Raw genomic sequence first — 25,516 nt, 5'->3', positions numbered from 1 at the left:
AGAAGAAGGGGTGAAATGTATTGAAGCTACCTACTTTTGCTGTCATTAAAGAAGTGGGACCACGTGATGGTTTGCAAAATGAAAAGAAAATTGTTGGCACAAAAGATAAAGTGAAATGGATTCAATTACTTTCAGAAGCTGGATTATCATATATTGAAGTTTCCTCTTTTGTTCACCCGAAATGGGTTCCTGCTTTAGCTGATGCGAGTGATGTATTTACAGAGTTAAAGCGGAATTCAGATATTACATATGCTGCGCTTGTTCCAAATCAAAATGGTTTGGAACGAGCTCTTTTGCAAAATGTAGATGAGGTGAATGTTTTTTTATCAGCGAGTGAATCACATAATAAAAGCAATATTAATAAGTCTATTAAAGAAGCATTATCTGTCATCCAAGATATTACAAAGCAAGCAGAGTTTGCAGGTAAAAGAGTAAGAGGTTACGTTTCTACTGTATTTGGTTGTCCTTATGAAGGAGATGTGAGCATTGATGCTGTAGACGAGTTATGTAATCAATTCTTCTCATACGGCATTTATGAAGTCTCGTTGGGAGACACGATTGGTGTAGCAAATCCATTGCAAGTAGAGCGAGTATTGGAACATTTACTTAAAAAATATGATTCTTCTCAATTTGCGATGCATTTTCATAATACCTACGGGATGGCGCTTGCAAACGTCGTTCAGTCATTGGAATACGGTGTTACGACATTTGATAGTTCCTGTGGTGGACTTGGTGGTTGTCCGTATGCACCAGGGGCATCAGGTAATGTCGCGACTGATGATTTAGTACATATGCTCCACAAAATGGGCGTACAAACAAATATAAATGAAGAAAAGTTATTAAAGGCTAGTCAATTTATTCAAAGCAAGCTAAATATTCAATTGCCAAGTCATGTGTATAAAGCATTGCAACATAAAACAATAAGTAGGTGATAAAATGCTACAATTACAAAACATTTCAGTAGATTATGTAACACCGCATATCGTAAAAATAACATTAAATCGCGAACGGCAAGCAAACTCATTATCTCTTGCACTATTAGAAGAGTTGCAATCTACATTAAATCATATTAATGAAGAAGCCGATGTTCGCGTTGTCATTTTAACAGGCTATGGTGAAAAAGCATTTTGTGCCGGAGCTGATTTAAAAGAACGTGCCAATATGAATGAGGAGCAAGTACGTCATGCAGTTGGGATGATTCGTTCTACAATGGATATGGTTGAGCAATTATCACAACCTGTTATTGCTGCAATAAATGGAATTGCACTTGGTGGTGGTACCGAGTTAAGTTTAGCGTGTGATTTTAGAATTGCGGCAGAAACAGCAAGCCTTGGACTCACTGAAACATCTCTAGCTATCATCCCAGGAGCTGGTGGGACGCAGCGTCTCCCAAGACTAATTGGTGTTGGCAGGGCAAAAGAATTAATTTATACAGCAAGACGTATTTCGGCGCATGAGGCGAAGGAATATGGAATGGTAGAGTTTGTGGTACCAGCTAACTTACTAGAAGAAAAAGCAATTGAAATTGCAAGAAGCATTGCGAGTAATGGACCAATTGCCATTCGATTAGCAAAAGAAGCAATCTCAAATGGGGTACAAGTAGATTTGCATACCGGATTACAAATGGAAAAGCAGGCGTATGAAGGTGTAATCCATACGAAAGATCGATTAGAAGGACTACAAGCATTTCAGGAGAAACGTAAACCAGTGTATAAGGGGGAGTAAATGTGCTAGAACAAAAACAACAATCGAATGCATTTCAAGAACGTGTTGAAACAATTAAACAAGGTGGGGCACCAAAATATCATGAACAAAATAAAGCAAAAGGAAAAATCTTTGTTCGAGATCGCTTAGCTCTTCTATTTGATAATGGTGAATATGTAGAAGATGCATTATTTGCTAATTGTGAGCAAACAGGCTTACCCGCAGATGGGGTTGTAACTGCTACTGGTAAAATACATGGTCGTACTGTATGTGTCATGGCAAATGATTCAACAGTTAAAGCAGGGTCTTGGGGTTCTCGAACTGTTGAAAAAATCTTACGCATTCAAGAAACAGCTGAAAAGTTACGTGTACCACTTTTTTATCTTGTTGATTCTGCAGGTGCTCGTATTACTGACCAAGTTGAAATGTTCCCAGGGCGCCGCGGTGCGGGACGTATTTTTTATAACCAGGTGAAGCTATCAGGTAAGGTACCACAAATTTGTTTATTGTTTGGTCCTTCTGCAGCTGGAGGTGCTTATATTCCTGCTTTCTGTGACGTTGTCATGATGGTTGAAGGAAATGCTTCTATGTATTTAGGTTCTCCGCGTATGGCTGAAATGGTTATTGGTGAAAAAGTAACACTAGAGGAAATGGGCGGCGCTCGTATGCATTGCTCGGTATCAGGATGCGGAGATGTATTATGTAAGACAGAAGAAGATGCGATTGCTCAGGCAAGACAATATATTTCATATTTTCCAAGTAACTATCAAGAAAATGCTCCTATGACTAAGCCTCAAGAACCAAAACAGTTCGAAAAAACGTTAGAACAAATCATCCCAGAAAATCAAAATGCTCCTTTTAATATGAAAGATCTTATTAATCGTATTATCGATGAAGGTTCTTTCTTTGAAGTGAAAAAATTATTTGCACAAGAACTTATTACAGGATTAGGCCGAATTGATGGGAAGCCTATTGGTATTGTTGCAAATCAACCGCGTATGAAAGGCGGTGTATTATTCCACGATTCTGCTGATAAAGCAGCGAAGTTTATTAATTTATGTGACGCATATCATATTCCATTATTATTCCTTGCGGATGTACCTGGATTTATGATTGGAACGAAAGTTGAGAGAGCTGGTATTATTCGTCACGGTGCGAAAATGATTTCTGCTATGAGTGAAGCCACAGTACCGAAAATTTCAATCGTTGTTCGTAAAGCATATGGTGCTGGTCTATATGCAATGGCAGGCCCAGCTTTCGAACCAGATTGTTGTTTAGCGTTACCAACGGCTTCCATTGCTGTAATGGGACCAGAAGCTGCTGTTAATGCCGTATATGCGAATAAAATCGCAGCATTACCAGAAGAAGAGCGTGCAAGCTTCATTGCAGAAAAACGTGAAGAGTATAAAAAAGATATCGATATTTATCGCCTAGCATCAGAAATGGTGATTGATGGTATTGTTCATCCGAATGATTTACGTGAAGAACTAAAGAAGCGTTTCGAAATGTACATGAGTAAATATCAAGTGTTTACAGATCGAAAACATCCAGTGTATCCAGTATAAAAGCCCTATTAAGGGCTTTCTTGTTCGAAAAATGAGGAGGGGAAAACATTGAAACAAGCCGTTTGGTTTCCAACAGAAGAATATAAAGATAAAACACGTCTATATGGGTGGATGAAATCGCTTGGCTATGAAGATTATGAAGCATTTTATAACAAGTCAATTGAAGAAACTGGATGGTTTTGGGGAGAAGCGGAACGTGCAGTTGGCTATCAATGGATGAAGCCGTATACAGAAGTATTAGATTTAGAAAACGGTACACCATTCGCTCAGTGGTACACTGAGGGAATGTGTAATGTAGTAGAATCTGCTTTATCTCGTTGGCTTGCAGATGAAGAAACAAAACAACAACCTGCCCTCATGTACGAAGGGGAAAACGGAACAACAAAATCATTTACATATGAAGAGCTCGATAGCTGGGTGAGCCGAGTTGCAAATGGACTAAAGAATTCCGGAATTGAGAAAGGTAATCGCGTAACGATTTATATGCCAATGATTCCTGAAACAGTTGTTGCCATGCTGGCAGTAATGAAAATAGGTGCGATTATTTCTCCGATTTTCTCAGGATTTGCTTCTGATGCAGTCATGACGCGTGTACAGGCAGCAGGATCCAAAATGATTATTACAGCGGATGGATTCTCGCGCCGTGGTAAAATCGTTTCTTTAAAAGATGAGGTGGATAAAGCGTGTGAACAATGCCCGTCTGTTGAGAAAGTTGTCATTGTTCGTCATGCTGGAAATGATTTTACACCTCATAATTATGATCTTTCATGGAGCGTTTTAGAAAAAGAAAAACCATTTACACATGCTGAAGAAATGAAAAGTGATGACCCGCTTATGCTCATTTATACATCTGGGACGACTGGTAAGCCAAAAGGAACAGTACACACGCACGCTGGATTTCCTCTGAAATCTGCATTTGATGCAGGGTTTGGTATGAATATTAAGCAAGGTGATCGTGTATTATGGGTTACTGATATGGGCTGGATGATGGGACCGTTCTTATTATTTGGTTCACTTATTAATGGTGCAACAATGGTAATGTATGAAGGTGTTCCAGATTATCCGGAAGCAGATCGATTATGGGAAACGGTTGATCGATATCAAATTACGCATCTTGGGATTTCACCAACATTAATTCGAGCATTGATGGCAAAAGGTGATGAGTATGTAAAGAAACATTCCCTAGCAAGTTTAGAAGTTTTTGCATCAACAGGTGAACCTTGGAATCCTGACCCTTGGATGTGGCTTTTTGAAACAGTTGGTAAAGGGAAGGTGCCAATTTGTAATTATTCAGGTGGAACAGAAATTTCTGGTGGGATCTTTGGAAACGTTTTAGTTAAACCAATTGCACCGATTAGTTTCAATGCATCTTTACCTGGAATGGCAGCTGTTGTATTAGATGAACAAGGTAATCCAATTCGTGATGAAGTTGGAGAATTATGTTTAGAAAAACCATGGGTCGGAATGACAAAAAGCTTCTGGGGAGATGACGAGCGCTACGTTAATACGTATTGGTCACGTTTTGAAAATAAGTGGGTGCACGGTGATTGGGTAATCTATGACGGAGAGCAATATATCATTACAGGACGTTCTGATGATACATTAAATATTGCCGGGAAGCGTATTGGACCAGCGGAATACGAATCAATTCTTGTAAAGCATCATGATGTAATAGAAGCAGCAGCAATTGGTGTACCAGATGAAGTAAAAGGCGAAGTTTGTCACTGCTTCATTGTTTTACGTGAAGGAACTATATTTACACATGAATTAAAGATAGAATTATTAAATTTAGTAAACTCTCACATTGGAAAAGCGTTATGTCCAAAGGATATTCATGTTGTAGAAGACTTACCGAAAACACGCAATTCTAAAGTAATGAGACGAGTAATTAAAGCAGCTTACTTAGGGAGAGAATTGGGAGATTTATCTTCACTTGTAAATCCGGAAGTTGTCTCTTATATTCAGGGATTACAATCTAGTCAAATATAAAACAAAACATGAGCCCCGTATAAAAGGGGCTCATGTTTTGTTTTATGATGGATAGATTTTTTGTATTGAGAATCTCCTTTAATATGAATGAAAAGCACATACATTATCTATGCCAAATTGAAATAAAGATTAATTTTGTAGTTCCTTTGCCGAATAATTCATGTATAAGTCTATAAATATGGGAATTGTTCATCTATAAAACTAAAGTTTTATAGAAAAAGTTTCATAAATTTTTTGCTGTCCTAATGAAGTTATGTGTATCGCTCTTGATTGTTCGAACTTAGTAATCCAATTTTGTTCTAACATTCGTACCAGAATTGCATTTCCCAGTGCACCTGCAATATGGTGTTGTCTCTCGGTCCAATCTAAACAACATCTGGAGAATGCACGTCTTTTATTGTGTAATCGTTCTAAGTTCACACCGAAATCTGAAAAAAATGCTTCACCGACTTTTGTTACTGTAAATTCAGTATCCTTTTTTATTAATATTTGTTTATTTAATAAAGCATTTGTAATTCCAACTCCTAATTTTCCTGCTAAATGATCATAGCATGTTCTTGCATATTGAATTTCTTTATTTTCTTTTGCTTGTTTAAAAGATCGAATTGGTTCGCAAGGGGCAATGTATAATAGCTTTTCTAGTGATTCTGCTAGCTCATGATTTGCCAATTTGTAATAACGATGTCTGCCATGCTTTTCTACTTCAACAATTTGTGCCTCATATAATTTATTGAGATGAAAACTAGCTGTTTGTGGTTTGATTTTTGCAACATGTGCTAATTCAGTAGCGGGATGGGCGCGCCCATCCATAAGGTGAACCAAGATAGTTGCTCGTGATGTATCACTAATTAAGGAAACGATTTTCGCTATATTTTCATTCATCCTCTTCACTCCTTTTTTACATCCATATTTCGATGATAATGGAAGTTTTTATGTTTTACAATACAGATAAAGAATCAAAATTAGGAGTGACAATATGAATTCGGAAATAAGTAAACTATTATGCAAAGAGATACAGCCAAAGATTTTATATTATGGAATCCCAATTTATTTATTATCAACATTAAATGAAGATGGGACAACAAATATCAGTCCAATGTCTTCTTCATGGGCATTAGAAAAATATATGATTTTAGGCATTGGTTTGGGAGGGAAATCGGTTGGAAATCTTGAAAGGAGTAGAGAATGTGTTATTAATTTCCCTTCTGCATTGCAGTGGAAACAAGTAGAAAAAATCGCACCCTATACTGGAGTAGAACATGTCCCAGTTTATAAACAAGAAATGGGGTATACATATCAAAAAGATAAATTTCCAATGGCTGGTTTTACACCATTGGATTCACAGTCAGTAAAGCCACAACGCATTAAAGAATGCCCACTACAAATCGAAGCAAACGTAAAACAAATTAGGATTCCAGAATATGATCCTTTCTTTGCAATTGTTGAAACCGAGGTTGTTCATGTACATGCGCATGAAGAGATAATAAAAGGGGGAAACCATATTGATCCGCAAAAATGGAGTCCGTTATTTTATAATTTTAGACATTATTTTTCAATAGGAGAAGAGTTAGGGAAGAATTATCGAGCTTGAAATCTTAAAAGGAGTCAGGGGAAATGATCAAACTTGAGTATTTTGAAAGAAACAATTTTAAGCAACTTATAGATTGGATTGATTCGGAAGAGTTTTTATTACAATGGGGCGGTCCGGCATTTTCATACCCATTACAGAACAAACAATTAGAGAAGTATATAGCGAATGCAAATTATGAAAATGCAAATGTATTTGTTTATAAAGTGATAGATCAAGAAACGAAAAAGGTTATTGGGCATATTTCACTTGGAAAAATTGACCGAATAAATAAATCTGTAAGAATTGGGAAAGTTTTGGTTGGTGATACAAGTATGAGGGGAAAATCTATTGGGAAAAAGATGATGGAAGCAGTGCTCAATGTTGCATTTGTACAATTAAAATTACATAGAGTCTCTCTCGGAGTATTCGATTTTAATTCAGCGGCTATTACATGCTATGAAAAAGTGGGATTTGTAAAAGAAGGGTTATTAAGAGATGCGAGGAAAATAGGAGATGAATATTGGAATTTGTGGGAAATGAGTATTTTGGAATATGAATGGTTTAATAGAATGTAACTAAAATTTATCTTAAAATGATATGATGTGACTGATGGAGAAGATATTAAACTAATTGGAAAAATTATAAAAATCTAATTTGGTTTCTTTTAAGTGCTCAGGTATAAAATTATAGCTATTTATCTTTCAAACGAATACTCTATTGATATGTTCTTGGATAGCGCTCTTTATACAAAATAGTACTATAAAATAAAAGAATTTTCTGTATAAGTAATATAATGGTATTAACTGGATACACATTAAAAAGGAGCGATATTTAGTGGAAACTTTATTTCGATACAATTGGCAAGTAAGAGATCAATGGTTTGAATGGTGTAAACAGCTTTCGGAAGAAGATTTACTCTGTAAACGTGTTGGAGGAGTAGGGAGTATTTTAGAAACTTTATTTCATATTGTAGATGTAGAGTATAGCTGGATACGTGCGCTTCAAGGGAAAGCAGATTTCGAACTGAAGTTTGAAGATTATAGAACGCTAGAAAAAGTGAAGCAGCTTTCTGATTCCTTTCGAACTAAAATGGAAGACTTTACACAAACATGGTCAAGTAATTTAGAGAATAAAATATTAACAGCCTCATGGACTGATGAGACGTTCAAATATGGCGAGGTTCTACGTCATGTGATTGCTCATGAGATCCATCATATTGGTCAATTATCTATTTGGGCAAGACAATTGAATCTTCAGCCTGTGTCAGCAAATTTAATTAGAAGAGGTTTAATGAAAGAAGTTGGGAATTCTATTTTGTAAAAATCTATAAAGTGGTGGTTGTTTTGAAAAGTATTATACCTAATAAAATTCATATCATTGGTTCTGTTGGAAGTGGAAAAACAACCTTAGCAAGAGCATTATCTTATCAATTAAATATTCCTTATTATGAGCTAGATAATGTTGTTTGGAGAAGGACTAAAAATGGAGATATAAGAAATATACCTAAGGAAAGAGATGAACAACTTTACAATATTGTAAATTCAAATGCTTGGATTGTTGAAGGTGCCCATCATAAATGGGTATCGCAAAGCTTTCAAAAAGCAGATTTAATCATATTCTTAGATGTAAGTGTAGTGAAGAGGATAGTCAGAATAATAAAAAGATTTATTTTGCAGTTACTTAACCTGGAAAAGGCTAACTATAAGCCCACATTTAAAATGTTAATGAAAATGTTTAAGTGGACGAATGATTTTGAAAAAGATAGTAAATCAGAAATTTTGAGGATGTTAAAACAGCATGAGGAGAAATTGATTATTCTGAAAGATAATACAGAGATGAAAGTATCGAGAGTAGGATTGTCACGCTTAAATTGAGACATTTTAATCGGAAAAGTTGTGATTTAAATGAAGATATAAAGCGAAAACACCAAGATATTAGATGTGAGTCCTATACCTTGGTGTTTTTTTGAAAAAGTACATACATTAAGAAAAAACTTTTTGTTTTATAGACTTCAATCATTTCAAAAATAGTAAGGCTTTGTTCATAGTACAACTTGAATAAACAACGGCGTAATAAGTCGGTTGTAAATATAGTAAGAAAATGAATTGATAAATAAGGTTTACATAGGAGAGATATGATATGGATAGAAATGGTTGTTTTGTCGGAACAGATGGTGAACAAGATGTTAAGTTTTCCATTATCATACCTGCACACAATGAAGAAAAATATATTGGTAGATGTCTTGATTCCATTGTGGTTGCATCCCAATTTTATAAAAATCAAGTCGAGGTAATTGTTGTATTAAATCGTTGTAGTGATTGCACAGAAGAAATTGCACAATCTTATCATTGTATAACTTTACAAGATGAGAATAAGAACCTATCTAAAATTAGAAATGCTGGGGCGAAAATAGCTCGAGGAGAAATCATTGTTACAATTGATGCTGATAGCTGGATGAGTGAGAATATGTTAAGGGAAATAGATAAGCATTTAAAAACTGGAAAATATATAGGAGGGGGAGTAAAAGGGAAATTTGAACGTATTTCATTAGGAATTATTGTTTCAGGATTATTGTTAATTATTCCTCTCATTTTCAAATATGGATTCGTTTCTGTCGGAATGTTTTGGTGTTATAGAAAGGATTTTGAAGCAATTGGTGGTTTTAATGAGGATTTATTAATGGCTGAAGATGCGGAATTTGCAATGCGTTTAAAAAAATACGGTAAGATCCATGGAAAAGGCTTTACTACCATTAAAAAAGCTTATATGACAACATCTTGTAGAAAATTTGATGAGCATGGTGATTGGACTTTAGTAAAGAGACCTCAAATTATTTTGGCATATTTAAAGGGAACAAATAAAAAGTATGCAGATGAATTATACTATGAAAAGAAAAAAGGGAAATAAGGAAAACCGACTTTTTTAGAAAATACAAGCCGGTTTTTTTATGTGAAAGAGGCTTTTTAGTTAAAAATCCTCTGAATCTTTTTTTCGTATATGTACGAATAGTGAAATGGCAATAATAACAAAAATTATTATTGTTTGTAAAAATAGATTTTTAAACTGAAGCAGAGATATCCACGATATCAAATAATCCTTAACAGATTGAAGAGATGGAAGGTGAGTAGGCTCGGAACCATAAGTAAATAGTTTTTTTGTTTCGATAAAAGCACTATTTTCTCCATTTGCCTCCATTACAATCGAAATAAACCTCTTGTTTCCTTGTTTTGCTGTACTAGCAAAACTATATTCAGCAGGATTTGAAAAGCTAGTTTGTAAACCATCGACTCCTTTGAATTTTATTTTACTATCAAGTGAATACAACATTTTATTTGTATTGAAAACATGTATATCTTTGAAGGTGAATTGATAAGAAGTTAATTGGGTGATTTCTAATATCATAGGATAATCCGTTATTAAATGCTGGGCTAGTTTCGAGGCATCTAAGGCTGTTATTTTAGATTCTTCTTGTTTATTTATTACGCCGGTTGCATTTGCAAAATACGTTTTATTAGATAATCCTAATTGTGTCGCTTTTTCATTCATTAAATTCGTAAAGTCTTGTTCGCTTTTTGAAATATGTTCTGCTAAAAATACGGCCGCACTATTATCAGATGCAAGAACCATTGCATGAAACAAATCTCGAATCGTTATTTGATCTTCAAAAGTTATATCGATATTATTTCCTTCCATTTGAATGGAAGAATTACTTATTTTCACACGATCATCCCACTTGATCTTTCCTTTTTGTATTTGTTCTAACACAATATACTCTGTCATCATTTTTGATAAACTTGCTGAGGAGAAAGGGGTATCTTCATTTTTTTTATATACAATCTCTTCTGATGTTGCCTCTATTAAAATAGCTGATTTCGCTTTAATTAAAGGTCCGTTTACATAGAAATAAAAATAAAAAACAAGAATTGCAGTAATAAGAAAAGACAATATAAGAAGCATCAAATTCTTAAAATGTTGCATAAGCTATCCTCCTTGTATATCGATATTACTAGTGTAAAAATTAATCTTTAACTAGGAGGAAAGAAAAGGTAAAGAATTTCTAAAGAATTATAAGGAATATATAAATTTTGGATAATTATGGTCATCATGAGGAAATAAACATGTATTTTCACTCACATTTAAACATAAAGAAGATTTAGTAGTAGAGGACAGGAATGAATTAGTAATGGATAAATTAAGAATTCTTAAAGAGTAAATTTTTTCAATTTATTTAACGTAGAAGTAAATTATGAAGTGGAAGTAACAGTTAGAGGTGGAGAATTTTCTTAAGTACAGTGGGAGAAAGTGAAGAATCATTTGGAATTATTGGAAAAAATCAACTTTCGCAGGTACAAACTGTTATTTAATACAATCTACTTAAATAAACAAACTGATTCCAAATCAGTTTGTTTATTTCTCACTATTCTTTAGTCCCTAAAACATCTGTATTTGGAGGCTCATAACCCATCTGGCGTGCCATAGCTACAATCCATGTGAAATGCGTACATTCTAGGTTTTTATTTTTTATATTGATAGTGATAAGTTGATTTTTAGTTGTTGAGATAAATGCTTTTTATTGCTTATATGAAAGAAGCTTCACAGTAAATGTTGTTTGTTCAGTATCGCTATATACCTCAATCGTTCCATCGTGAATCTCCACAATACTTTTTGCAATCGCTAATCCAAGGCCTGATCCTCCCGTGTATGCAGAACGGGATTTTTCAACACGATAGAAGCGTTCAAAAATATGTGCTAAATCTGTACTTGGGATAGGCTGTCCGTAATTTGTAATATCGATTACAATCATGTTTCCGTCTTGATAAGCTGTTATATCAATAAATTCCCCATCATTACCATACGTTATAGCATTCATAATTAAGTTCTCAAATACACGTACTAATTTATCTCCATCAGCAAGGACCATAAGTTTTTCTGGTGGAAATGAAAGTCTACACTCAATATTGGCTTCCTGGAATTGCATACGAAATTGAACAGATAGTTGACCAAGTAGTTCAATTATATCAATAAGTACAGTATTTAGTTGTAACTCGTTATTTTGAACACGCGTATACTCAAATAAGTCATTCATTAGCATGTTTAATCGATTTACTTTGTCATAAATAACTTGAATATAATGACGTAATTCTACTTCATCTCTGTAATTATCATGATGTATGAGATTAACATAGCCAACTATGATGTTAGCGGTGTCCGTAAGTCATGTGATACATTTGTGATGAGTTCACTTTTGGCTTGTTCAGTTTGACGTTCTTCTTCAATTGAAACTTTTAACTGCTCTACAATGTGATTGACACCAGTTGCTAAGTCTTCTAAATAATTATGTTGTAAAATAGATACTTTATGATTAAAATTACCATCCGCAATATAACGAATTTCGTCCATCATTTGCTTTATGCATACTTCATAATATAGTTTTTTTTCGTGACGATAGAAAATATAAACATAGAATGAAAAAATTGTGAATAAAAACAGATAGGATCCCATCATTGTCCAAAGAGACTCCTTTAATCCCATATACTTTTCGTAGCCGACGATTCTGACAAATTCTCCACTTAATGCCGTTAATGTAAGGGAACTGTCAATTACACTCGTAACAAGACGGGATATGACAACCTCGGTAATTGGTGTAAGCAAAATAGATATTAAAAGCCAAAAAACAATTTTCCATTTCGGAATGACTTTTAATATGTCAAATGTCTCATTTCTCAATTTTATAACCTACTCCCCAAACAGTATGGATGAGTTTTTCACCATTCGTTCCTGTTTCAAGTTTTTCTCTTAGGCTACTAATATGAACCATTACAGTTTTATTGGAACCATAACCATCCTCATTCCAAACTCGTTCAAATATTTCCTCTGAACTAAATACTCTACCAGTATTGCTGGCAAGTAAATATAAGATATCAAATTCAATAGATGTAAGTTTAATATACTCTCCATTCACTTTCACAGTATGATTATGTTTATGTATTTCAACAGAGCGGATGCGAATAATACCATCATCATTAAGTGATGTAACTTGTTGGAATGAAGATCTACGTAATAGCGCTTTAACTCTAGCTATTAATTCTAATGGATTAAAGGGCTTAATCATATAATCATCTGCACCTGTCATAAGATCTAGGATTTTATCCATATCTTCGGCTTTTGCACTTAGCATAAGAATAGGTACCGTATTTTCTTCTCTAACTTGCTGGCAAACTTCTAGTCCATTTCGTTTTGGCATCATAATATCTAATATCATAAGGTCAATCTGATGAAGTGAGAGCATGTGTAACGCTTCATCACCATCAATAATTAAAATGTTTCTTTCCATCATATACTTAATTCCTTTCTTTGCATTCCCTCATCATTAATATAATAACAATTAGGCATTTGGGAGTTAAGATCATACATAAAATTTCATGTAACGTATTGAAAAGAATTAAAAAAATACATCACGAATAAAAACAACAGGAAAATTTGTTTCCTTATGATATGTTGAAACAAAGTTTTATTGAGGAGAAAGTAGCGTGTTACATAAAAAACTATATACATTTGAATCCAGTGGAGCTTGGAAAAGTGATATAAAAAAGTTTTTATTAGATTGGGATTTGAAATATAAAATAAGTGGAATTTGAATTATTTAAAAGGAATAGTAAATTAGAAAGGATCTAGAAGAGGATGTGAAGTACTTACGAAGAATAAAGAATTAATAAGGTATTTACATAAAAAGTGGATTCCATGTTATGAGCGAAAAAACATTGGTGAATTATTCAAATGAAAATAGGGGGAAGTGAAAAGTGTAATGAAACGTATTGCAATTGTATCCGCATGGGAACCAGAGCTTACATACTTGTATCAGTATTATCCAAGCCATCGTGTAGAAAAACGAGCTGCTTGGGAATTTCATTTTCATTCTATAAATGAATTAGAAATAATCTCTGTAATTACTGGTGTTGGAAAAGTGAACTGTGCTAGTTGCGTACAGTTACTAATAAGTGAATTTAAGCCTGAACAGTTATTTATGACAGGCATTTGCGGAAGTTTATCTGAGAAAGTAAAGAATGGTCATATTGTTGTTGCACTTAACACACTACAGCATGATGTAACCGCTGCGGGAACAGGAACGGATAGTTTCGATTTATATACTGGTAGAGCAGCTCCTATTGAAACAACGAAATACCTTGTAAGACAAATAAAAAAAGTGCGTGCTTATGATCCAGTACATTTTGGAACTTTCATATCCGGAGATCAGCGTATTCGCAGTACGGAAATGAGATATTTACTACATACTGTATATGGTGCAATAGCTGTTGATCAAGAAATAGCTGCTTTTGCATACGTATGTCATGTGAATAAAAAGCCTTTTCTTTGTTTGAAAGCAGCTTCAGATCAGGCAAATGATAAAACTGTAGAGGAACAAAAGGTGTTTAAAATGTTAGCCTGTGAGAGAGCATGTGAATATTTAATTGCGTTTTTACGCGTTTACGAATTAACTACATCTCATCAATAATACGATGTATAAATCTATATCCTTTAAAAGGAGCCTAACTTTAGTCATGAAAATAATAAATAAAGTAGCAATTATCGGTGCAAACGGAAAGGCTGGTAAATACCTTATAACTCAAGCACTACAAGAAGGATACTTTGTACGTATTCTTACACGAAATCCACAAATATTTAAAATATCGCATAAACATTTGGAAGTTGTAAAAGGAGATGCCCGCGATATTTCTGCAATACGTCGATTACTACAAGGCTGCAAGGCTGTTATTAATGCAGTCGGGAAACCTAAAAAAGAATCATATATATTTAGTACGGTGACAAATCATATTTTAAAAGTAATGGAAGAATACAGAATCAAGCGATATATTCTTGTTTCTGGAGGATCATTGGATGTACAAGGAGATCAAAAAAGTATATTAAATAAACTAGGAGCAATGTTATTTCGTGTGTTTCTTTCGAATATGATGAAAGATAAGTATAAGGAATTACAAGTGATACAAATAGCAATGTGGATTGGACTATTGTGCGGTTACCTTTTGTTGTAGACGGACAAGGGAGTGGTAAAATCAAAGAGAGTATCAGAGATTTACCAGGGATTAAGATTCAAAATGGAGATATTGCGCCGTTTGTTATAAAGCAAATTAATGATGAAATGTATTATACATTGTAACGTTTAGAGGAAAATAGAAAAATCTTTTAGCTGCATACTTTAAAAGAAACTGAAGGATTTATATTTTTATAGACATCATAAGTTTTTATTTGCTTTTTCATGTGTTTTGTGTGAAATTTTAAAAAAATGAGCGTATGTTTGTTTTTCGAGTTTAAATGGAGGTATGACTATGTTAGCTCTAATAGAGAAAATAGATAATGAATATGTAGCTCAATTTAACCGTTCATTAAATCATGCAGTAGAACAAGTTTGGGCTGTATTAACAGAGAATGATAAACTAGCAAGATGGATGGCTCAGGGAATTTTATTGATATCAATATTTTAGACTGTCAAGTAAATTCTGTATTAGAATTTACTTGGGGAGAAGATCGTGTTCGATTTGACGTACATAAAAATCCAGATGGTTGTCTATTAATATTAAAGGAATTTATTCATGAAATAAATGAACACACACCAAAAGATTTATCTGGATGGCATATATGTTTAGAAATTTTTTCTGCTGTATTAGATGGTCATGACATGGATTTTCCAAAAAATGAATGGAAAAAATGGTATAAAAGATATAAGTTAGTAATTAATAAAATCGAAAATAATGATTTAAATTAATCGTATTATTATGTGATAATTACAGATTAAAAAAGCTTTTATCGTGAAATAAAAACTGTTGATTATATATGATGAATGAAATAAATACAGAAAAGAGTACATAATTGTTAACAATAATAAAAAACAGCACATAAGTTTGATTTGCAATGTTCTCGACAAAAAATGATTAAATTACATTTCTCTTAGATTGATTAACTGATGCCTAATACAAAAAGCAACAAAACAGGAGAAAACTTGCTTTGTTGCTTTTTAAATACACTTAAATTTCATAAAGAGGAACACAGTATAGATTGTAATATAAATGTAAAATTAGCACAAATTATCAAAAAAAACTTTTGTTTGAATTATAAAATGTGAATATACAGAGGGTTGAGGAATGTATCACTTTGAAAGAATACAAAACCTAAATATATTGAAAAGAACTTATAAGACCAATTAAGGAATAACCTAAGGAGAGAATAAAATGAATATTGAAATGGTTTTTGGAGATTTCCCAGTATTGGAATCTGTTAATCTAGTATTAAGAAAAATCGAAGAGGTACACTTACAGGAATTATATTCGATCTACGACAATGACAAGGTATTTGAATATTGCGGTATCATTCCTAAACATAACTTACAAACGGTAAGAAAGATGATTGGTCATTTTGATAGGGATTATCATAAAAAAAGCAGAATTAAATGGGGTATCTTTCAGAAGAATCAAAGTGATAAATTGGTTGGAATTATTGAATCTATGGATTTTAATCAAAAAGTGAACATGGTATCTATTGGATACTTTTTGGCAGAGGATTATTGGGGTAAGGGCATTGCAACTGAATCTGTTCGTATGGTAGTAAAATTTTTATTTGAAGAAGTTAATGTAAACAGAATTCAAGCGGAGGTCATGCCTGTAAACGAGGTTTCAAAGAAAGTCCTCTTAAAGAACGGTTTTATAAAAGAAGGGGTGTTAAGACAAGCTTCTTTATGGTCTGGTAAAGGAGTGATTGATTTAGAAATATATGGAATCCTTAAAGAGGACTACATACAAAATTTCAATTAAAATGATACACCTATTTATTTTCATCTCGCTTTAATGGGATAAAATTTAAAGAAAGAAAAAAGTTAGGTAGTGGATAAAGCCGCGCTGATTAAAGTTTCACTTTATCAAGGATAGAAGGATAGTATTAATGTAGGTGTTATTAAATCTGATTATATCAAGATTTTATTATGTAATTATAATACCTTAAAAATAGAATTATAGATACAATTAACCCCCTAGGTAATGGAGAATTGATTCTCACGTTATGTCATTGTTTAAATTAAATTTGTTCTTCGAAATAATAGTAATATATAGGAGAGACTAATGTTTAAAATAAGAGGTTTTTCAAAGCTATAATGAACAGAGTGGAGAAATGAAACTTTGGAGTCGTCCTGATTTTTTTATTATTTAGTTCTTATTATTATGAAAAACTTTTTTGCGAGGCAATATGTTTTTCTGAAACCATTTTATACGCAACTTGTTATATCCAAGTTCCAATGTTTTTATATTTATTTTATATTCGAACTACACTCATTGTGGTAATATATTTTAATAGAGTATATTTTTACCAAATTACTCTTAACATTATCATAGGGGGATACATATGAAAAAAAGAATAGTTTCAGTTATTTTATCGTCTGCTATTTTATTTCCTACTATTTCACATGCACAGGAAAATTCTAAGCAAGAAAAACAGAATCAAAGATTTCAAAAAACACCTGCTGTACAACAGCAAAAATCAATTCATATAAAAACAGAACTTTCACCAGAAATAAGGAATAGTGATATTAAAGGAAATAAACATGGTATTCAATACTCTAACCAAGAACGTAATATGGTCAAAGCTCCAAGAAATGGATGGTTCTCTTATAATGGATACTGGTATTATTTTAAAAATGGATCGTTATATCATGGTTGGCTACAAGACGGAGGGAAATGGTATTTTTTATTGAATGGTTCCGGGGCAATGGCAACAGGATGGTATAAGGTGGATGGCAAAAACTATTATTTTAATTCCAGTGGTCAAATGCAGACAGGTTGGGTACATGACGGTGTAAGTTGGGCATATTTTAAAGCGGACGGCTCACAGCAAACTGGTTGGTTTCAAAATGGTGGGTATTGGTATTATTTACCTAAAGATAAATATATGAGTACTGGCTGGAATCATATTGATGGAAAGCTTTATTATTTTAATTCCAACGGTCAAATGCAAACAGGTTGGGTACATGATGGTGTAGGTTGGGCTTATATGAAACAAGATGGATCACAACATGTTGGATGGTTAAAATATGATGGCAAGTGGTATCATTTTTATGCAGGATATCATATGACTAGAGGTTGGATTTTATTAGATGGTTATTATTATTATTTTGATGCAAATGGTATTTTACAATATTCTCAGAAAGCTTGATGTAATTACATAGAAGGAATTTTCTACCCTTTCTTAATGAGTAGGAGTTTATGAAGATTTGTTTATTGAGATTCGATCCCCAGAAGAAGATTTTAATAAGCGGTGTTATCTGATTAAAAGTGAAGGGTTAAAACGAAAAAGCACATTATTGTGCTTTTTTCGTTTTAACAATCATTTAATAGTTCAGTTAGAAGTAAAAGCTTATCCAAAAATATCAAGGCCAATCACTTCATTATTAGCCTCATCGACGACCAAGACAATTTGTTCAGCAAATGTCTGAAAGGATCGAATAGTTATTGATTCCTTTAAATCATCATATAAATACCAACCAGTTGGTGTTTTGCTTGTAAGTCATCATCTCGAAAAAATATAATATTATTATGTAAACTAATAATGATAAACTAAGACTCTATTTTGAAAAATATAATTTCAAAATAGAATCTTTTAGTAAAGGTTAAATTAAGTAACACGTAGGCTTAATTACTCATATTTTTTCTAATAACGCTAATTCCTCTTCAACAAAACACATCAAATCCTTAATTGTTTCACCAGAAAAGTCAAATCGAATTCCTGCTGCTTCATATACTGTTTTTACAGACTTAGAACTACCTAAAGATAAAGCTTTTTTATAGTTTTGCAATGCTTGCTGAGGGTTTTCTTTATATTGTTTATACATTTGTAAAGCACCAATTTGTGCAATTGCGTATTCAATATAATAGAAGGGTACTTCAAAAATATGCAGAACAGATAACCATTGTGCGACGATCCAATTTTTATAGCCATCTGTATTTACGATGCTTGAATTATATAGAGAAGAAAGTTCTAAAAACTTAGCATTTCTTTCTTCGACAGTATGAGTTGGATTCTCATACAACCAGTGTTGAAATTGATCAATAATCAGTGTAATTGGTAAATACTCTATAATTTGTGTTAATTGTTCTCGCTTAGCTTGTTTAAAATCTTCTTGATTATTATAAAAAACATCCCAGTTGTTCATTGTAAATAGTTCCATTGTCATACTTGTTAATTCAGCAGTCTCCATTGGTAAATGTTGATATTGATGTATCGAAATATCTTTCATTAAATCATGATGAATACAGTGACCCATCTCATGTAAGAAAACAACAACATCATCTTGTGTTTTTGTTAAATTCATAAAAATAAATGATAACTTAGATGCGGGCAAATATTCACAGAATCCACCAGGTGCTTTCCCTTTTCTGCTTTCCAAATCTAGATGGTTATGCATTTTTTCTAGAAGAGCTGAAAAACTTGAATCAATCTCTGCGAAAAGTGTTTTGCTTTTTTCTATTAATTCATTTTCATTTTTTACAGGGTGTAAAGGTTTATGATCTGCAGGTACAGCATGTATATCCCACGGACGTAACGTATCTACCCCAAGCTTTTCCTGTAATTCTTTATGCATTTTTTCTTGAAGCGGCACAACGTATTTACGAATAGATTCAGCGAATTCATTGCATTGTTCGGCCGTATAATCAAAACGCTCGTATTTTTTAAACATGTAGTCACGATAATTCATTAAACCAACGTTCCTAGCTTTTTTTGTTCGAAGCACAATTAACTGATTTAAGATTTCTTGAATTTCATTCTCTACGGATAAAAACTTTTCAGAGATAGCAGTCATCGCTTTTTGACGAATGTTTCGATCAGAATCTTGTAGATATATTCTTAATTCAGAAAGGTTTACCTCTTCACCGCCCCACATAGAAGAGAGATTACCAGTGATTTCAAAATATCTTGTTATTAACTCATCTTCAGTAACCTCTAAACTAATATTTTCTTCGTTAAAGAGGCTTCGAATGTTTTGGATTTTTGTATCTAAGAATCCAAACTGAGAGGGATCTAACTGGAAGCGATAGGGTGATTCATAATATTTTTGATCTAGTAGACTTTTATAACGTTTTAATGTAGGCTGTACATTTTTTTGATCAAAGTCAAAAGCTTCTTTTACCTTTATATCATTTGTATTTCGTTGAAAAGCAATATAATGTTGCATGAGTTGCTCATTGATAGAATTTAAAGTCTGTGATTGTTGTATTAACCAATTCTCAAGTTCTTGATTAGAATATATTGATACGTTTAATAATGTATCCAATTCTTTTGTTAGTTCAGCTATATTACTAATATTAATAGGCATTACCTGCTGCATGAAAAATCCCTCACTTTTTATTTACTAATAGAGGTATTCTTTTCTTTTATATGAATTCCTTTTTTACCTAGGAAGTTTGTACCTACTATTCCAAGAACAATCATTATGGTCCCAACGATATGATAGTATGCAATTTGTTCGTGTAAGAATAATACTCCTGCAATAATTGTAATAAGTGTAGATAGATTACTAAAGACACTCATTTTAGCTGCTTCCATATAAGACAATGAATAATTTAATAAAAATGCTGTTAGCAAAGAAGACAATAATCCTAAATATAAAATAGATATAAGAAATGTTCCGTTTGTAAATGGTTTAAAGTATATATTTACAGTACCTTCATTCATATGTTCAATGATAGCGATTAAATTGAAACTAAGAAACCCAATCATTGTCATCATATATGTTAAGTCTATTAACTTAAATTTCTTTGTCATTTTTCGTGCTAAAACATTGTAGCAAGCAGATGATAACGCTGATAGCAGAATAAAAGCAACTCCTATAAAACTAGTCTCATGAGTTCCTGTGCCATTCATAACAAATATATAAATAACACCAATTACAGAAATGAGTACAGATATTTTTTGCCATGCATTTGTAAATTCTTTTAAAAAGTAAGAAGCGAAAATCATTGTGAATATCGGAATGACAGCTTGGATAATCCCAGCTTCAGACGAGCTTGTATATACTAAGCCGAAAGCCTGGAACGCAAAGAATAATGCTGGGTAAAAGATTGCTAGTGGTAAAAGTGAAAGTATGTTTTTAAATGAAATATTTAATTTTACAAAACCAAAAATGATAGGAATAGTTGCTATTAAAAAAACTGTAAAACGGTGTGCAAGTGTATCGAGAGGAGTTGTAACCGTTAATGCTAATTTCACAAACATAAATGAAAATCCGATAATAAAGGCATATACTAATGCGGCTGTATATGCTTTAGTTGTGTTTTTCATAATTTCACCTCATATAATTGATTTACTACTGGCCAGTATATGTACATGGTAATCTTTCTGAATCGGTGCTACAATGTGAACAAATACAAACTGTACCGGTACAAAATAGACGTTGAGGTGTAATCATGTATAAATATTTAAATGTATTAAATGATTTAGAAAGCATGATTCAAAAAGGAGAGATAAAAGAAGGTAGGAAATTACCGTCTATACGTTCACTCGTATCACAATATGAGTGCAACAAAGCAACCATTATACGTGCGCTTCATGAATTAGAGAAGCGCCATATTATTTATTCCGTACCTCAAAGTGGATATTATGTGGTGAAAAAAATGGAGAATTATGAAGAAGATGAAACAGAGAATTTTGATTTTGCATCTTCAGCTCCAGATCCTGATGTATTTCCTTACTTAGATTTTCAACATTGTATTAATAAGGCAATTGATACGTATAAGAATGATTTGTTTATATATGGTACACCTAAAGGGCTGCCATCTTTAATTTCAATTGTGCAAAAACAACTAGCGAACTATCAAGTTTTCGCAAAAGAAGAAAATATCTTTATCACCTCAGGAGTTCAGCAAGCTCTAGTTATATTAACTTCAATACCCTTTCCAAATCAAAATGAAACGATACTCATTGAGCAACCGAGTTATCACTTATTTATTGAATATCTAGAAACAAATCGTACTCCTGTAATCGGAATAAAACGCACTGCTAAAGGTATTGATTTATTTGAGTTAGAAAAGATATTTCGAACGGGAAAGATAAAATTCTTTTATACCATCCCAAGATTTCATCATCCACTCGGCACTTCATATTCTAAGAAGGAAAAAGAAAAGATTATTTCTCTCGCAAAGAAATACAATGTATTTATAGTAGAAGATGATTATTTAGCAGATTTAGAACAAAACCCAAAGGTAGATCCACTATATAGTTACGATAATTCTTCACATGTAATCTATCTAAAAAGTTATTCGAAGATTATTTTCCCTGGATTACGTGTAGGTGTGGCAGTTATTCCTGCTTCTATTGCAGAAGCGTTTCATAAATATAAAAAGCTATTAGATATTGATAGTTCAATGATTTCCCAAGCTGCTTTAGAAATTTACATAAAAAGCGGGATGTTTGAACGACACAAACAAAAAATCCAATTGTCATATTACGCTAGATCTAAGGCGTTATCTGGAGCATTAGAAGAAGCTTATAAAGAAAATCAACATCTGTTTTGTAAAACAGAAAGCAAAATAGGAATACATACGTGCTTATCATTACATAAAAGTATTGTCACGGAAACGCTTATTAAAAACTTAGGGCAAAATCAAATATTTATAGAGACTGTTGATAAAAATTATTTGTCTTCTTTCCGTAAAGAAAAACTTTTAAAACTGAATGTATCAAATATGAAAGAAGATAAAATTAGGATAGGAATTCATAGAGTAATCGAGGAAATGAAACAAGTAAATCGTGTAGATTTCCATTTTAAGAAAGACTAACACTTCATATAGGAGGTTTATTATGAAGAAAAACATAATAGCCTTGTTGATATGTATTGTCGTAGGAACCGGAGTGATAGTAATGGTTATGTATAATAAAGGAAGTGAAAATTGTAAAGGGGTTGCTATTCATATAAAGTCAGTTATTGTAGATGGCAACAACCTTTCTATATCGAATGTTAAAGTTTATGCAGACTCAATCGTAAATAAAGAACTTGCTATTTCAAATTCACAAGGTGAGTTCGAATTTTACACTGGTGTTTGTGGTAAGATTACGCTACAATTTGTTACTCCGGATGAGGAAATATATACAAAAAAGTATGATAGAGAGCATGTACCTAAATTAATTAGACTGGAAAATAAATATTAAGGAGAATTGTATATGAAACCATTACAAGGAAAAGTCGCAGTTGTAGCTGGTGCAACGCGTGGTGCTGGAAGAGGTATTGCAATGATGCTTGGTGAAGCAGGAGCAACTGTGTATGTAACAGGAAGAAGTACAAAGGGTAATTTATCATCAATGGGAAGAACAGAAACGATTGAAGAAACAGCAGAGCTTGTTACAAAACAAGGAGGAAAGGGGATTTCCGTACGTGTAGATCACACAGTGGAAGAGGATATTAAAGCATTATTTACAAAAATTCAAGATGAACAAAACGGCAAACTTGATATTTTAGTAAATGATGTTTGGGGCGGAGATCCGCTTACTGAATGGGGAAAACCATTTTGGGAACATGACTTACATAATGGATTACTTATGCAACAACGTGCTGTCCATTCACACATGATGACAAGTTACTATGGTACCCCCCTAATGGTGAACAATAAGAAGGGACTTGTAATTGAAATTACAGATGGTGTCGATTATCAGTACCGTGGTAACCTATATTATAGCTTAGCAAAAATCTCAACCATCCATTTGGCAGAAGCAATGGCGAAAGATTTAGAGGAACATCATATTACTGCTGTTGCGGTAAGCCCTGGATTTCTCCGTTCGGAAGCAATGTTAGATTTATTTGGTGTAACAGAAGAAAATTGGCAAGAAGGTGCAAAGAAAGATCCACACTTTATCGCATCTGAAACACCTTTCTTTATTGGTAGAGCAATCGCTGCTTTAGCAAGTGATTCGAACGTTCATAATAAAACAGGAAAAGCCCTTAGTTCTTGGGGGTTAGCGAGAGAATATGGATTTAAAGATATTGATGGAAGACAACCTGATTGGGGAAAATATTTTGAAGAGAATGTTTTAAAAGGACAATGAGTATTGTATAAAATGAAATGAAGACTAAGAACCATGTATATATCGGTTCTTAGTCTTCATTTCCGTTTGTATAAATATTTTTGCTGCATCTTCATTCCTTCCAACGGTGGACAAAAGGTTGTTAAATATTGTTACGCTTTAGAACTTTTTAAAACTCATATCCATAATATATAAAACAGTGTGTGGATGATTATATAAGAGGGAGTTGAATGAATATGAATGTTCCATATTTTAATAATGAAATTCGAGTTCCTGCTGTAACATATACTTCAGCACAAGGTACACTTCAATCTGTTCAGCAGGCATTACAAGCGCAGGTACAAACAATGCAGATGCAAGGTATGCATTTTGACTATCCGTCTGTACAATATTATTATCCTACGTATATGACTCAGAATGGAATATATTTTTCAACAATTCCAATTGGTGCTGTGTACAATTTATAAAACTGATTTTATTACTCTTAACAAAATTAAGCTGTTCCAACTTGATTTTGATCTGCAACATCAGAATCAAATGTATTCGTTGCACTCACACCGTTAAAGGTATTAGTTACAAAAGCAACATTAGATGATCCTGAACCATTATAGGCTTTTGTATTCTCTTTCGGAGAAACATTATAGAAATCACCTAAGTTAAAAGAACCGTTACTATTTTGAACAACAAGATTTCCGACAACAGAGGGCATAGTCTTCACCTACTTTATTAGATTAGGGATTGTTAAAGTCACTATATGATTTATTTTTGTAAAAGTGCAGCTTAGCATAAAGCGAATTTGAGCGGAAGAGAAATGTATCGTATGAACCAAAGACATCATTGAACAAAAAAATGCATAGATTTGTGGAATTGAGATGGACTCTTTTTTATTAATATTTCGTACTATTTTGATAAATGCATTAAAAAAAACATTGATAAGATTCCATTAACCCAAGAAAATGTAATTATCGTTGTGCATCTAAAAGCGATAAATCTATTTATAGTAAAAACGTGCAAGCTGTTTTCTATCAAATGAATAAAATACATTATTTAATGAATAGGGAAGTGAACTATACTTTGTCTAAATGTTTTTTAACTAGATTAACAGGGCGAGAAGAAGTGCCTCTTGTAAAAACAGATGCTTGCGGTTTAGTACTATTTAGATTTAATACTGATTTTACAGGACTTCGATTTAAATTGGTGCTTAATGATATAGAAATATTGACTGCTGTTCACATTCATCTAGGGACGCGAGGCGAAAATGGTCAGGTTGTCGCATTTCTTTTTGGACCAGTAACGCGTGGTATTAGTGTCAATAGAGGAGTGGTAACGGGAATAATTGTAGAAAGTGACCTTACTGGTCCTTTACAAGGTATGTCCTTGTTAGAACTAGCAAGAAAGATGGAAATCGGCAATTCGTATGTAAACGCTCATACGGAAAACCACCCAAACGGAGAAATTCGAGGGCAAATAAAAAGGTTTTAATCTTTCTTAACTGTATATAGCCTGTTCTTACAGGTTATAATTCCATATTTTTATTCCTTATAAGTATGATGACAAAAACCTTTAGCCATAATTATGACTAAAGGTTTTTGTTGTGGGGAAATTTATATAGAAC

The 25,516-nt window shown here is 33.0% G+C and carries 23 protein-coding genes and 3 pseudogenes; 19 read left to right on the top strand and 7 right to left on the bottom strand.

Annotated elements, in window-relative coordinates; all coding sequences use genetic code 11:
* Window positions 1-20 precede the first annotated feature (20 nt).
* The 4 genes from JDS96_RS11790 to JDS96_RS11775 are packed head-to-tail and all read left to right on the top strand — an operon-like array spanning window position 21 to window position 5,258.
* Window positions 21-932 (top strand): hydroxymethylglutaryl-CoA lyase, encoded by a 912-nt coding sequence (locus JDS96_RS11790; RefSeq protein WP_199666916.1) that lies wholly within the window; start codon window positions 21-23, stop codon window positions 930-932.
* Between the two features lie 4 nt (window positions 933-936).
* Window positions 937-1,725, top strand: a complete 789-nt coding sequence (locus JDS96_RS11785) for an enoyl-CoA hydratase (protein WP_006094896.1) — start codon at window positions 937-939, stop codon at window positions 1,723-1,725.
* 2 nt (window positions 1,726-1,727) lie between these two features.
* Window positions 1,728-3,269 (top strand): acyl-CoA carboxylase subunit beta, encoded by a 1,542-nt coding sequence (locus JDS96_RS11780; RefSeq protein WP_006094895.1) that lies wholly within the window; start codon window positions 1,728-1,730, stop codon window positions 3,267-3,269.
* Between the two features lie 48 nt (window positions 3,270-3,317).
* A complete protein-coding gene (locus JDS96_RS11775) occupies window positions 3,318-5,258 on the top strand; it encodes an AMP-binding protein (RefSeq protein ID WP_199666914.1) in 1,941 nt (646 codons plus the stop codon).
* Window positions 5,259-5,459: 201 nt separating this feature from the next.
* Here the strand turns inward: JDS96_RS11775 and JDS96_RS11770 are convergent, their stop codons facing one another.
* The gene (locus JDS96_RS11770; protein ID WP_199666912.1) at window positions 5,460-6,140 is read right to left on the bottom strand and encodes an ArsR/SmtB family transcription factor; all 681 of its coding nucleotides are present in this window, start codon (window positions 6,138-6,140) and stop codon (window positions 5,460-5,462) included.
* Window positions 6,141-6,234: 94 nt separating this feature from the next.
* On the opposite strand from JDS96_RS11770, the gene JDS96_RS11765 reads away from it, so the two are divergent.
* The 5 genes from JDS96_RS11765 to JDS96_RS11745 all read left to right on the top strand — a co-directional run bounded on the left by JDS96_RS11765 (window position 6,235) and on the right by JDS96_RS11745 (window position 9,735).
* Complete coding sequence (locus tag JDS96_RS11765) at window positions 6,235-6,849, top strand: flavin reductase family protein (protein WP_199666910.1); 615 nt, start codon at window positions 6,235-6,237, stop codon at window positions 6,847-6,849.
* A gap of 23 nt (window positions 6,850-6,872) precedes the next feature.
* Window positions 6,873-7,403, top strand: coding sequence for a GNAT family N-acetyltransferase (locus JDS96_RS11760; protein WP_199666908.1), 531 nt, complete (start codon window positions 6,873-6,875; stop codon window positions 7,401-7,403).
* Window positions 7,404-7,662: 259 nt separating this feature from the next.
* Entirely contained in the window at window positions 7,663-8,148 is a 486-nt protein-coding gene (locus tag JDS96_RS11755) for a DinB family protein (RefSeq protein ID WP_199666904.1), read from the top strand.
* Between the two features lie 23 nt (window positions 8,149-8,171).
* On the top strand, window positions 8,172-8,702 hold the full coding sequence (locus tag JDS96_RS11750; RefSeq protein ID WP_199666903.1) for a shikimate kinase: 531 nt from the start codon (window positions 8,172-8,174) through the stop codon (window positions 8,700-8,702).
* A 265-nt stretch (window positions 8,703-8,967) separates the two neighbouring features.
* Complete coding sequence (locus tag JDS96_RS11745; RefSeq protein WP_199666902.1) at window positions 8,968-9,735, top strand: glycosyltransferase; 768 nt, start codon at window positions 8,968-8,970, stop codon at window positions 9,733-9,735.
* Window positions 9,736-9,795: 60 nt separating this feature from the next.
* Here the strand turns inward: JDS96_RS11745 and JDS96_RS11740 are convergent, their stop codons facing one another.
* The 3 genes and pseudogenes from JDS96_RS11740 to JDS96_RS11730 form a co-directional block, all read right to left on the bottom strand.
* Window positions 9,796-10,806, bottom strand: a complete 1,011-nt coding sequence (locus JDS96_RS11740; RefSeq protein WP_199666900.1) for a D-alanyl-D-alanine carboxypeptidase family protein — start codon at window positions 10,804-10,806, stop codon at window positions 9,796-9,798.
* A 592-nt stretch (window positions 10,807-11,398) separates the two neighbouring features.
* A pseudogene (locus tag JDS96_RS11735) lies at window positions 11,399-12,555 on the bottom strand (sensor histidine kinase).
* On the bottom strand, window positions 12,545-13,165 hold the full coding sequence (locus JDS96_RS11730; RefSeq protein WP_307838177.1) for a response regulator transcription factor: 621 nt from the start codon (window positions 13,163-13,165) through the stop codon (window positions 12,545-12,547). The pseudogene JDS96_RS11735 and the gene JDS96_RS11730 overlap by 11 nt, the downstream one beginning before the upstream one ends.
* Before the next feature lie 468 nt (window positions 13,166-13,633).
* Between JDS96_RS11730 and mtnN the strand changes: the two genes are divergently transcribed.
* From mtnN to JDS96_RS11705, 5 genes and pseudogenes are all read left to right on the top strand, one after another.
* Window positions 13,634-14,341, top strand: a complete 708-nt coding sequence (gene mtnN / locus JDS96_RS11725) for a 5'-methylthioadenosine/S-adenosylhomocysteine nucleosidase (RefSeq protein WP_018765925.1) — start codon at window positions 13,634-13,636, stop codon at window positions 14,339-14,341.
* Between the two features lie 46 nt (window positions 14,342-14,387).
* A pseudogene (locus JDS96_RS11720) lies at window positions 14,388-15,004 on the top strand (SDR family oxidoreductase).
* A gap of 169 nt (window positions 15,005-15,173) precedes the next feature.
* Window positions 15,174-15,610 (top strand): annotated as a pseudogene (locus JDS96_RS11715) (SRPBCC family protein).
* 463 nt (window positions 15,611-16,073) lie between these two features.
* On the top strand, window positions 16,074-16,652 hold the full coding sequence (locus JDS96_RS11710; protein ID WP_006094915.1) for a GNAT family N-acetyltransferase: 579 nt from the start codon (window positions 16,074-16,076) through the stop codon (window positions 16,650-16,652).
* A 583-nt stretch (window positions 16,653-17,235) separates the two neighbouring features.
* Complete coding sequence (locus tag JDS96_RS11705) at window positions 17,236-18,042, top strand: PspC-like choline-binding domain-containing protein (protein WP_003197838.1); 807 nt, start codon at window positions 17,236-17,238, stop codon at window positions 18,040-18,042.
* Between the two features lie 484 nt (window positions 18,043-18,526).
* On the opposite strand, the gene JDS96_RS11700 is transcribed toward JDS96_RS11705, so the two are convergent.
* Window positions 18,527-20,212, bottom strand: coding sequence for a M3 family oligoendopeptidase (locus tag JDS96_RS11700; protein ID WP_199666898.1), 1,686 nt, complete (start codon window positions 20,210-20,212; stop codon window positions 18,527-18,529).
* Between the two features lie 17 nt (window positions 20,213-20,229).
* The gene (locus JDS96_RS11695) at window positions 20,230-21,165 is read right to left on the bottom strand and encodes a DMT family transporter (RefSeq protein ID WP_199666897.1); all 936 of its coding nucleotides are present in this window, start codon (window positions 21,163-21,165) and stop codon (window positions 20,230-20,232) included.
* A 125-nt stretch (window positions 21,166-21,290) separates the two neighbouring features.
* Here JDS96_RS11695 and JDS96_RS11690 point away from each other — a divergent pair, with 125 nt between their 5' ends.
* From JDS96_RS11690 to JDS96_RS11675, 4 genes are all read left to right on the top strand, one after another.
* A complete protein-coding gene (locus JDS96_RS11690; RefSeq protein ID WP_199666895.1) occupies window positions 21,291-22,661 on the top strand; it encodes an aminotransferase-like domain-containing protein in 1,371 nt (456 codons plus the stop codon).
* Window positions 22,662-22,683: 22 nt separating this feature from the next.
* Window positions 22,684-23,031, top strand: coding sequence for a hypothetical protein (locus JDS96_RS11685; RefSeq protein WP_199666893.1), 348 nt, complete (start codon window positions 22,684-22,686; stop codon window positions 23,029-23,031).
* Window positions 23,032-23,043: 12 nt separating this feature from the next.
* Entirely contained in the window at window positions 23,044-23,922 is an 879-nt protein-coding gene (locus tag JDS96_RS11680) for an SDR family oxidoreductase (protein WP_199666891.1), read from the top strand.
* A gap of 209 nt (window positions 23,923-24,131) precedes the next feature.
* Window positions 24,132-24,368: a DUF3947 family protein gene (locus JDS96_RS11675; RefSeq protein ID WP_006094922.1), complete on the top strand. Its 237-nt coding sequence runs from the start codon at window positions 24,132-24,134 to the stop codon at window positions 24,366-24,368.
* Between the two features lie 26 nt (window positions 24,369-24,394).
* Here JDS96_RS11675 and JDS96_RS11670 read toward each other — a convergent pair whose 3' ends face one another.
* A complete protein-coding gene (locus JDS96_RS11670; RefSeq protein WP_003207198.1) occupies window positions 24,395-24,610 on the bottom strand; it encodes a spore germination protein in 216 nt (71 codons plus the stop codon).
* Between the two features lie 320 nt (window positions 24,611-24,930).
* Between JDS96_RS11670 and JDS96_RS11665 the strand changes: the two genes are divergently transcribed.
* Window positions 24,931-25,383: a CHRD domain-containing protein gene (locus JDS96_RS11665; RefSeq protein WP_080740374.1), complete on the top strand. Its 453-nt coding sequence runs from the start codon at window positions 24,931-24,933 to the stop codon at window positions 25,381-25,383.
* Window positions 25,384-25,516: the final 133 nt, after the last annotated feature.

Origin of the sequence: Bacillus cereus group sp. N21 (genome assembly GCF_016483395.1) — a bacterium.
Classification (GTDB): domain Bacteria; phylum Bacillota; class Bacilli; order Bacillales; family Bacillaceae_G; genus Bacillus_A; species Bacillus_A pseudomycoides.
This window is presented reverse-complemented; position numbering and strand designations above follow the sequence as displayed.

What these genes read in the sequence shown, in the direction of transcription:
- JDS96_RS11785 (WP_006094896.1), top strand. Translation starts at nt 937, where the DNA reads ATGCTACAATTACAAAACATTTCAGTAGATTATGTAACACCGCATATC.
- JDS96_RS11770 (WP_199666912.1), bottom strand. Translation starts at nt 6,140, where the DNA reads ATGAATGAAAATATAGCGAAAATCGTTTCCTTAATTAGTGATACATCA.
- JDS96_RS11765 (WP_199666910.1), top strand. Translation starts at nt 6,235, where the DNA reads ATGAATTCGGAAATAAGTAAACTATTATGCAAAGAGATACAGCCAAAG.
- JDS96_RS11760 (WP_199666908.1), top strand. Translation starts at nt 6,873, where the DNA reads ATGATCAAACTTGAGTATTTTGAAAGAAACAATTTTAAGCAACTTATA.
- JDS96_RS11745 (WP_199666902.1), top strand. Translation starts at nt 8,968, where the DNA reads ATGGATAGAAATGGTTGTTTTGTCGGAACAGATGGTGAACAAGATGTT.
- JDS96_RS11740 (WP_199666900.1), bottom strand. Translation starts at nt 10,806, where the DNA reads ATGCAACATTTTAAGAATTTGATGCTTCTTATATTGTCTTTTCTTATT.
- JDS96_RS11730 (WP_307838177.1), bottom strand. Translation starts at nt 13,165, where the DNA reads ATGATGGAAAGAAACATTTTAATTATTGATGGTGATGAAGCGTTACAC.
- mtnN (WP_018765925.1), top strand. Translation starts at nt 13,634, where the DNA reads ATGAAACGTATTGCAATTGTATCCGCATGGGAACCAGAGCTTACATAC.
- JDS96_RS11710 (WP_006094915.1), top strand. Translation starts at nt 16,074, where the DNA reads ATGAATATTGAAATGGTTTTTGGAGATTTCCCAGTATTGGAATCTGTT.
- JDS96_RS11705 (WP_003197838.1), top strand. Translation starts at nt 17,236, where the DNA reads ATGAAAAAAAGAATAGTTTCAGTTATTTTATCGTCTGCTATTTTATTT.
- JDS96_RS11700 (WP_199666898.1), bottom strand. Translation starts at nt 20,212, where the DNA reads ATGCAGCAGGTAATGCCTATTAATATTAGTAATATAGCTGAACTAACA.
- JDS96_RS11695 (WP_199666897.1), bottom strand. Translation starts at nt 21,165, where the DNA reads ATGAAAAACACAACTAAAGCATATACAGCCGCATTAGTATATGCCTTT.
- JDS96_RS11690 (WP_199666895.1), top strand. Translation starts at nt 21,291, where the DNA reads ATGTATAAATATTTAAATGTATTAAATGATTTAGAAAGCATGATTCAA.
- JDS96_RS11685 (WP_199666893.1), top strand. Translation starts at nt 22,684, where the DNA reads ATGAAGAAAAACATAATAGCCTTGTTGATATGTATTGTCGTAGGAACC.
- JDS96_RS11680 (WP_199666891.1), top strand. Translation starts at nt 23,044, where the DNA reads ATGAAACCATTACAAGGAAAAGTCGCAGTTGTAGCTGGTGCAACGCGT.
- JDS96_RS11675 (WP_006094922.1), top strand. Translation starts at nt 24,132, where the DNA reads ATGAATATGAATGTTCCATATTTTAATAATGAAATTCGAGTTCCTGCT.
- JDS96_RS11670 (WP_003207198.1), bottom strand. Translation starts at nt 24,610, where the DNA reads ATGCCCTCTGTTGTCGGAAATCTTGTTGTTCAAAATAGTAACGGTTCT.
- JDS96_RS11665 (WP_080740374.1), top strand. Translation starts at nt 24,931, where the DNA reads ATGAATAAAATACATTATTTAATGAATAGGGAAGTGAACTATACTTTG.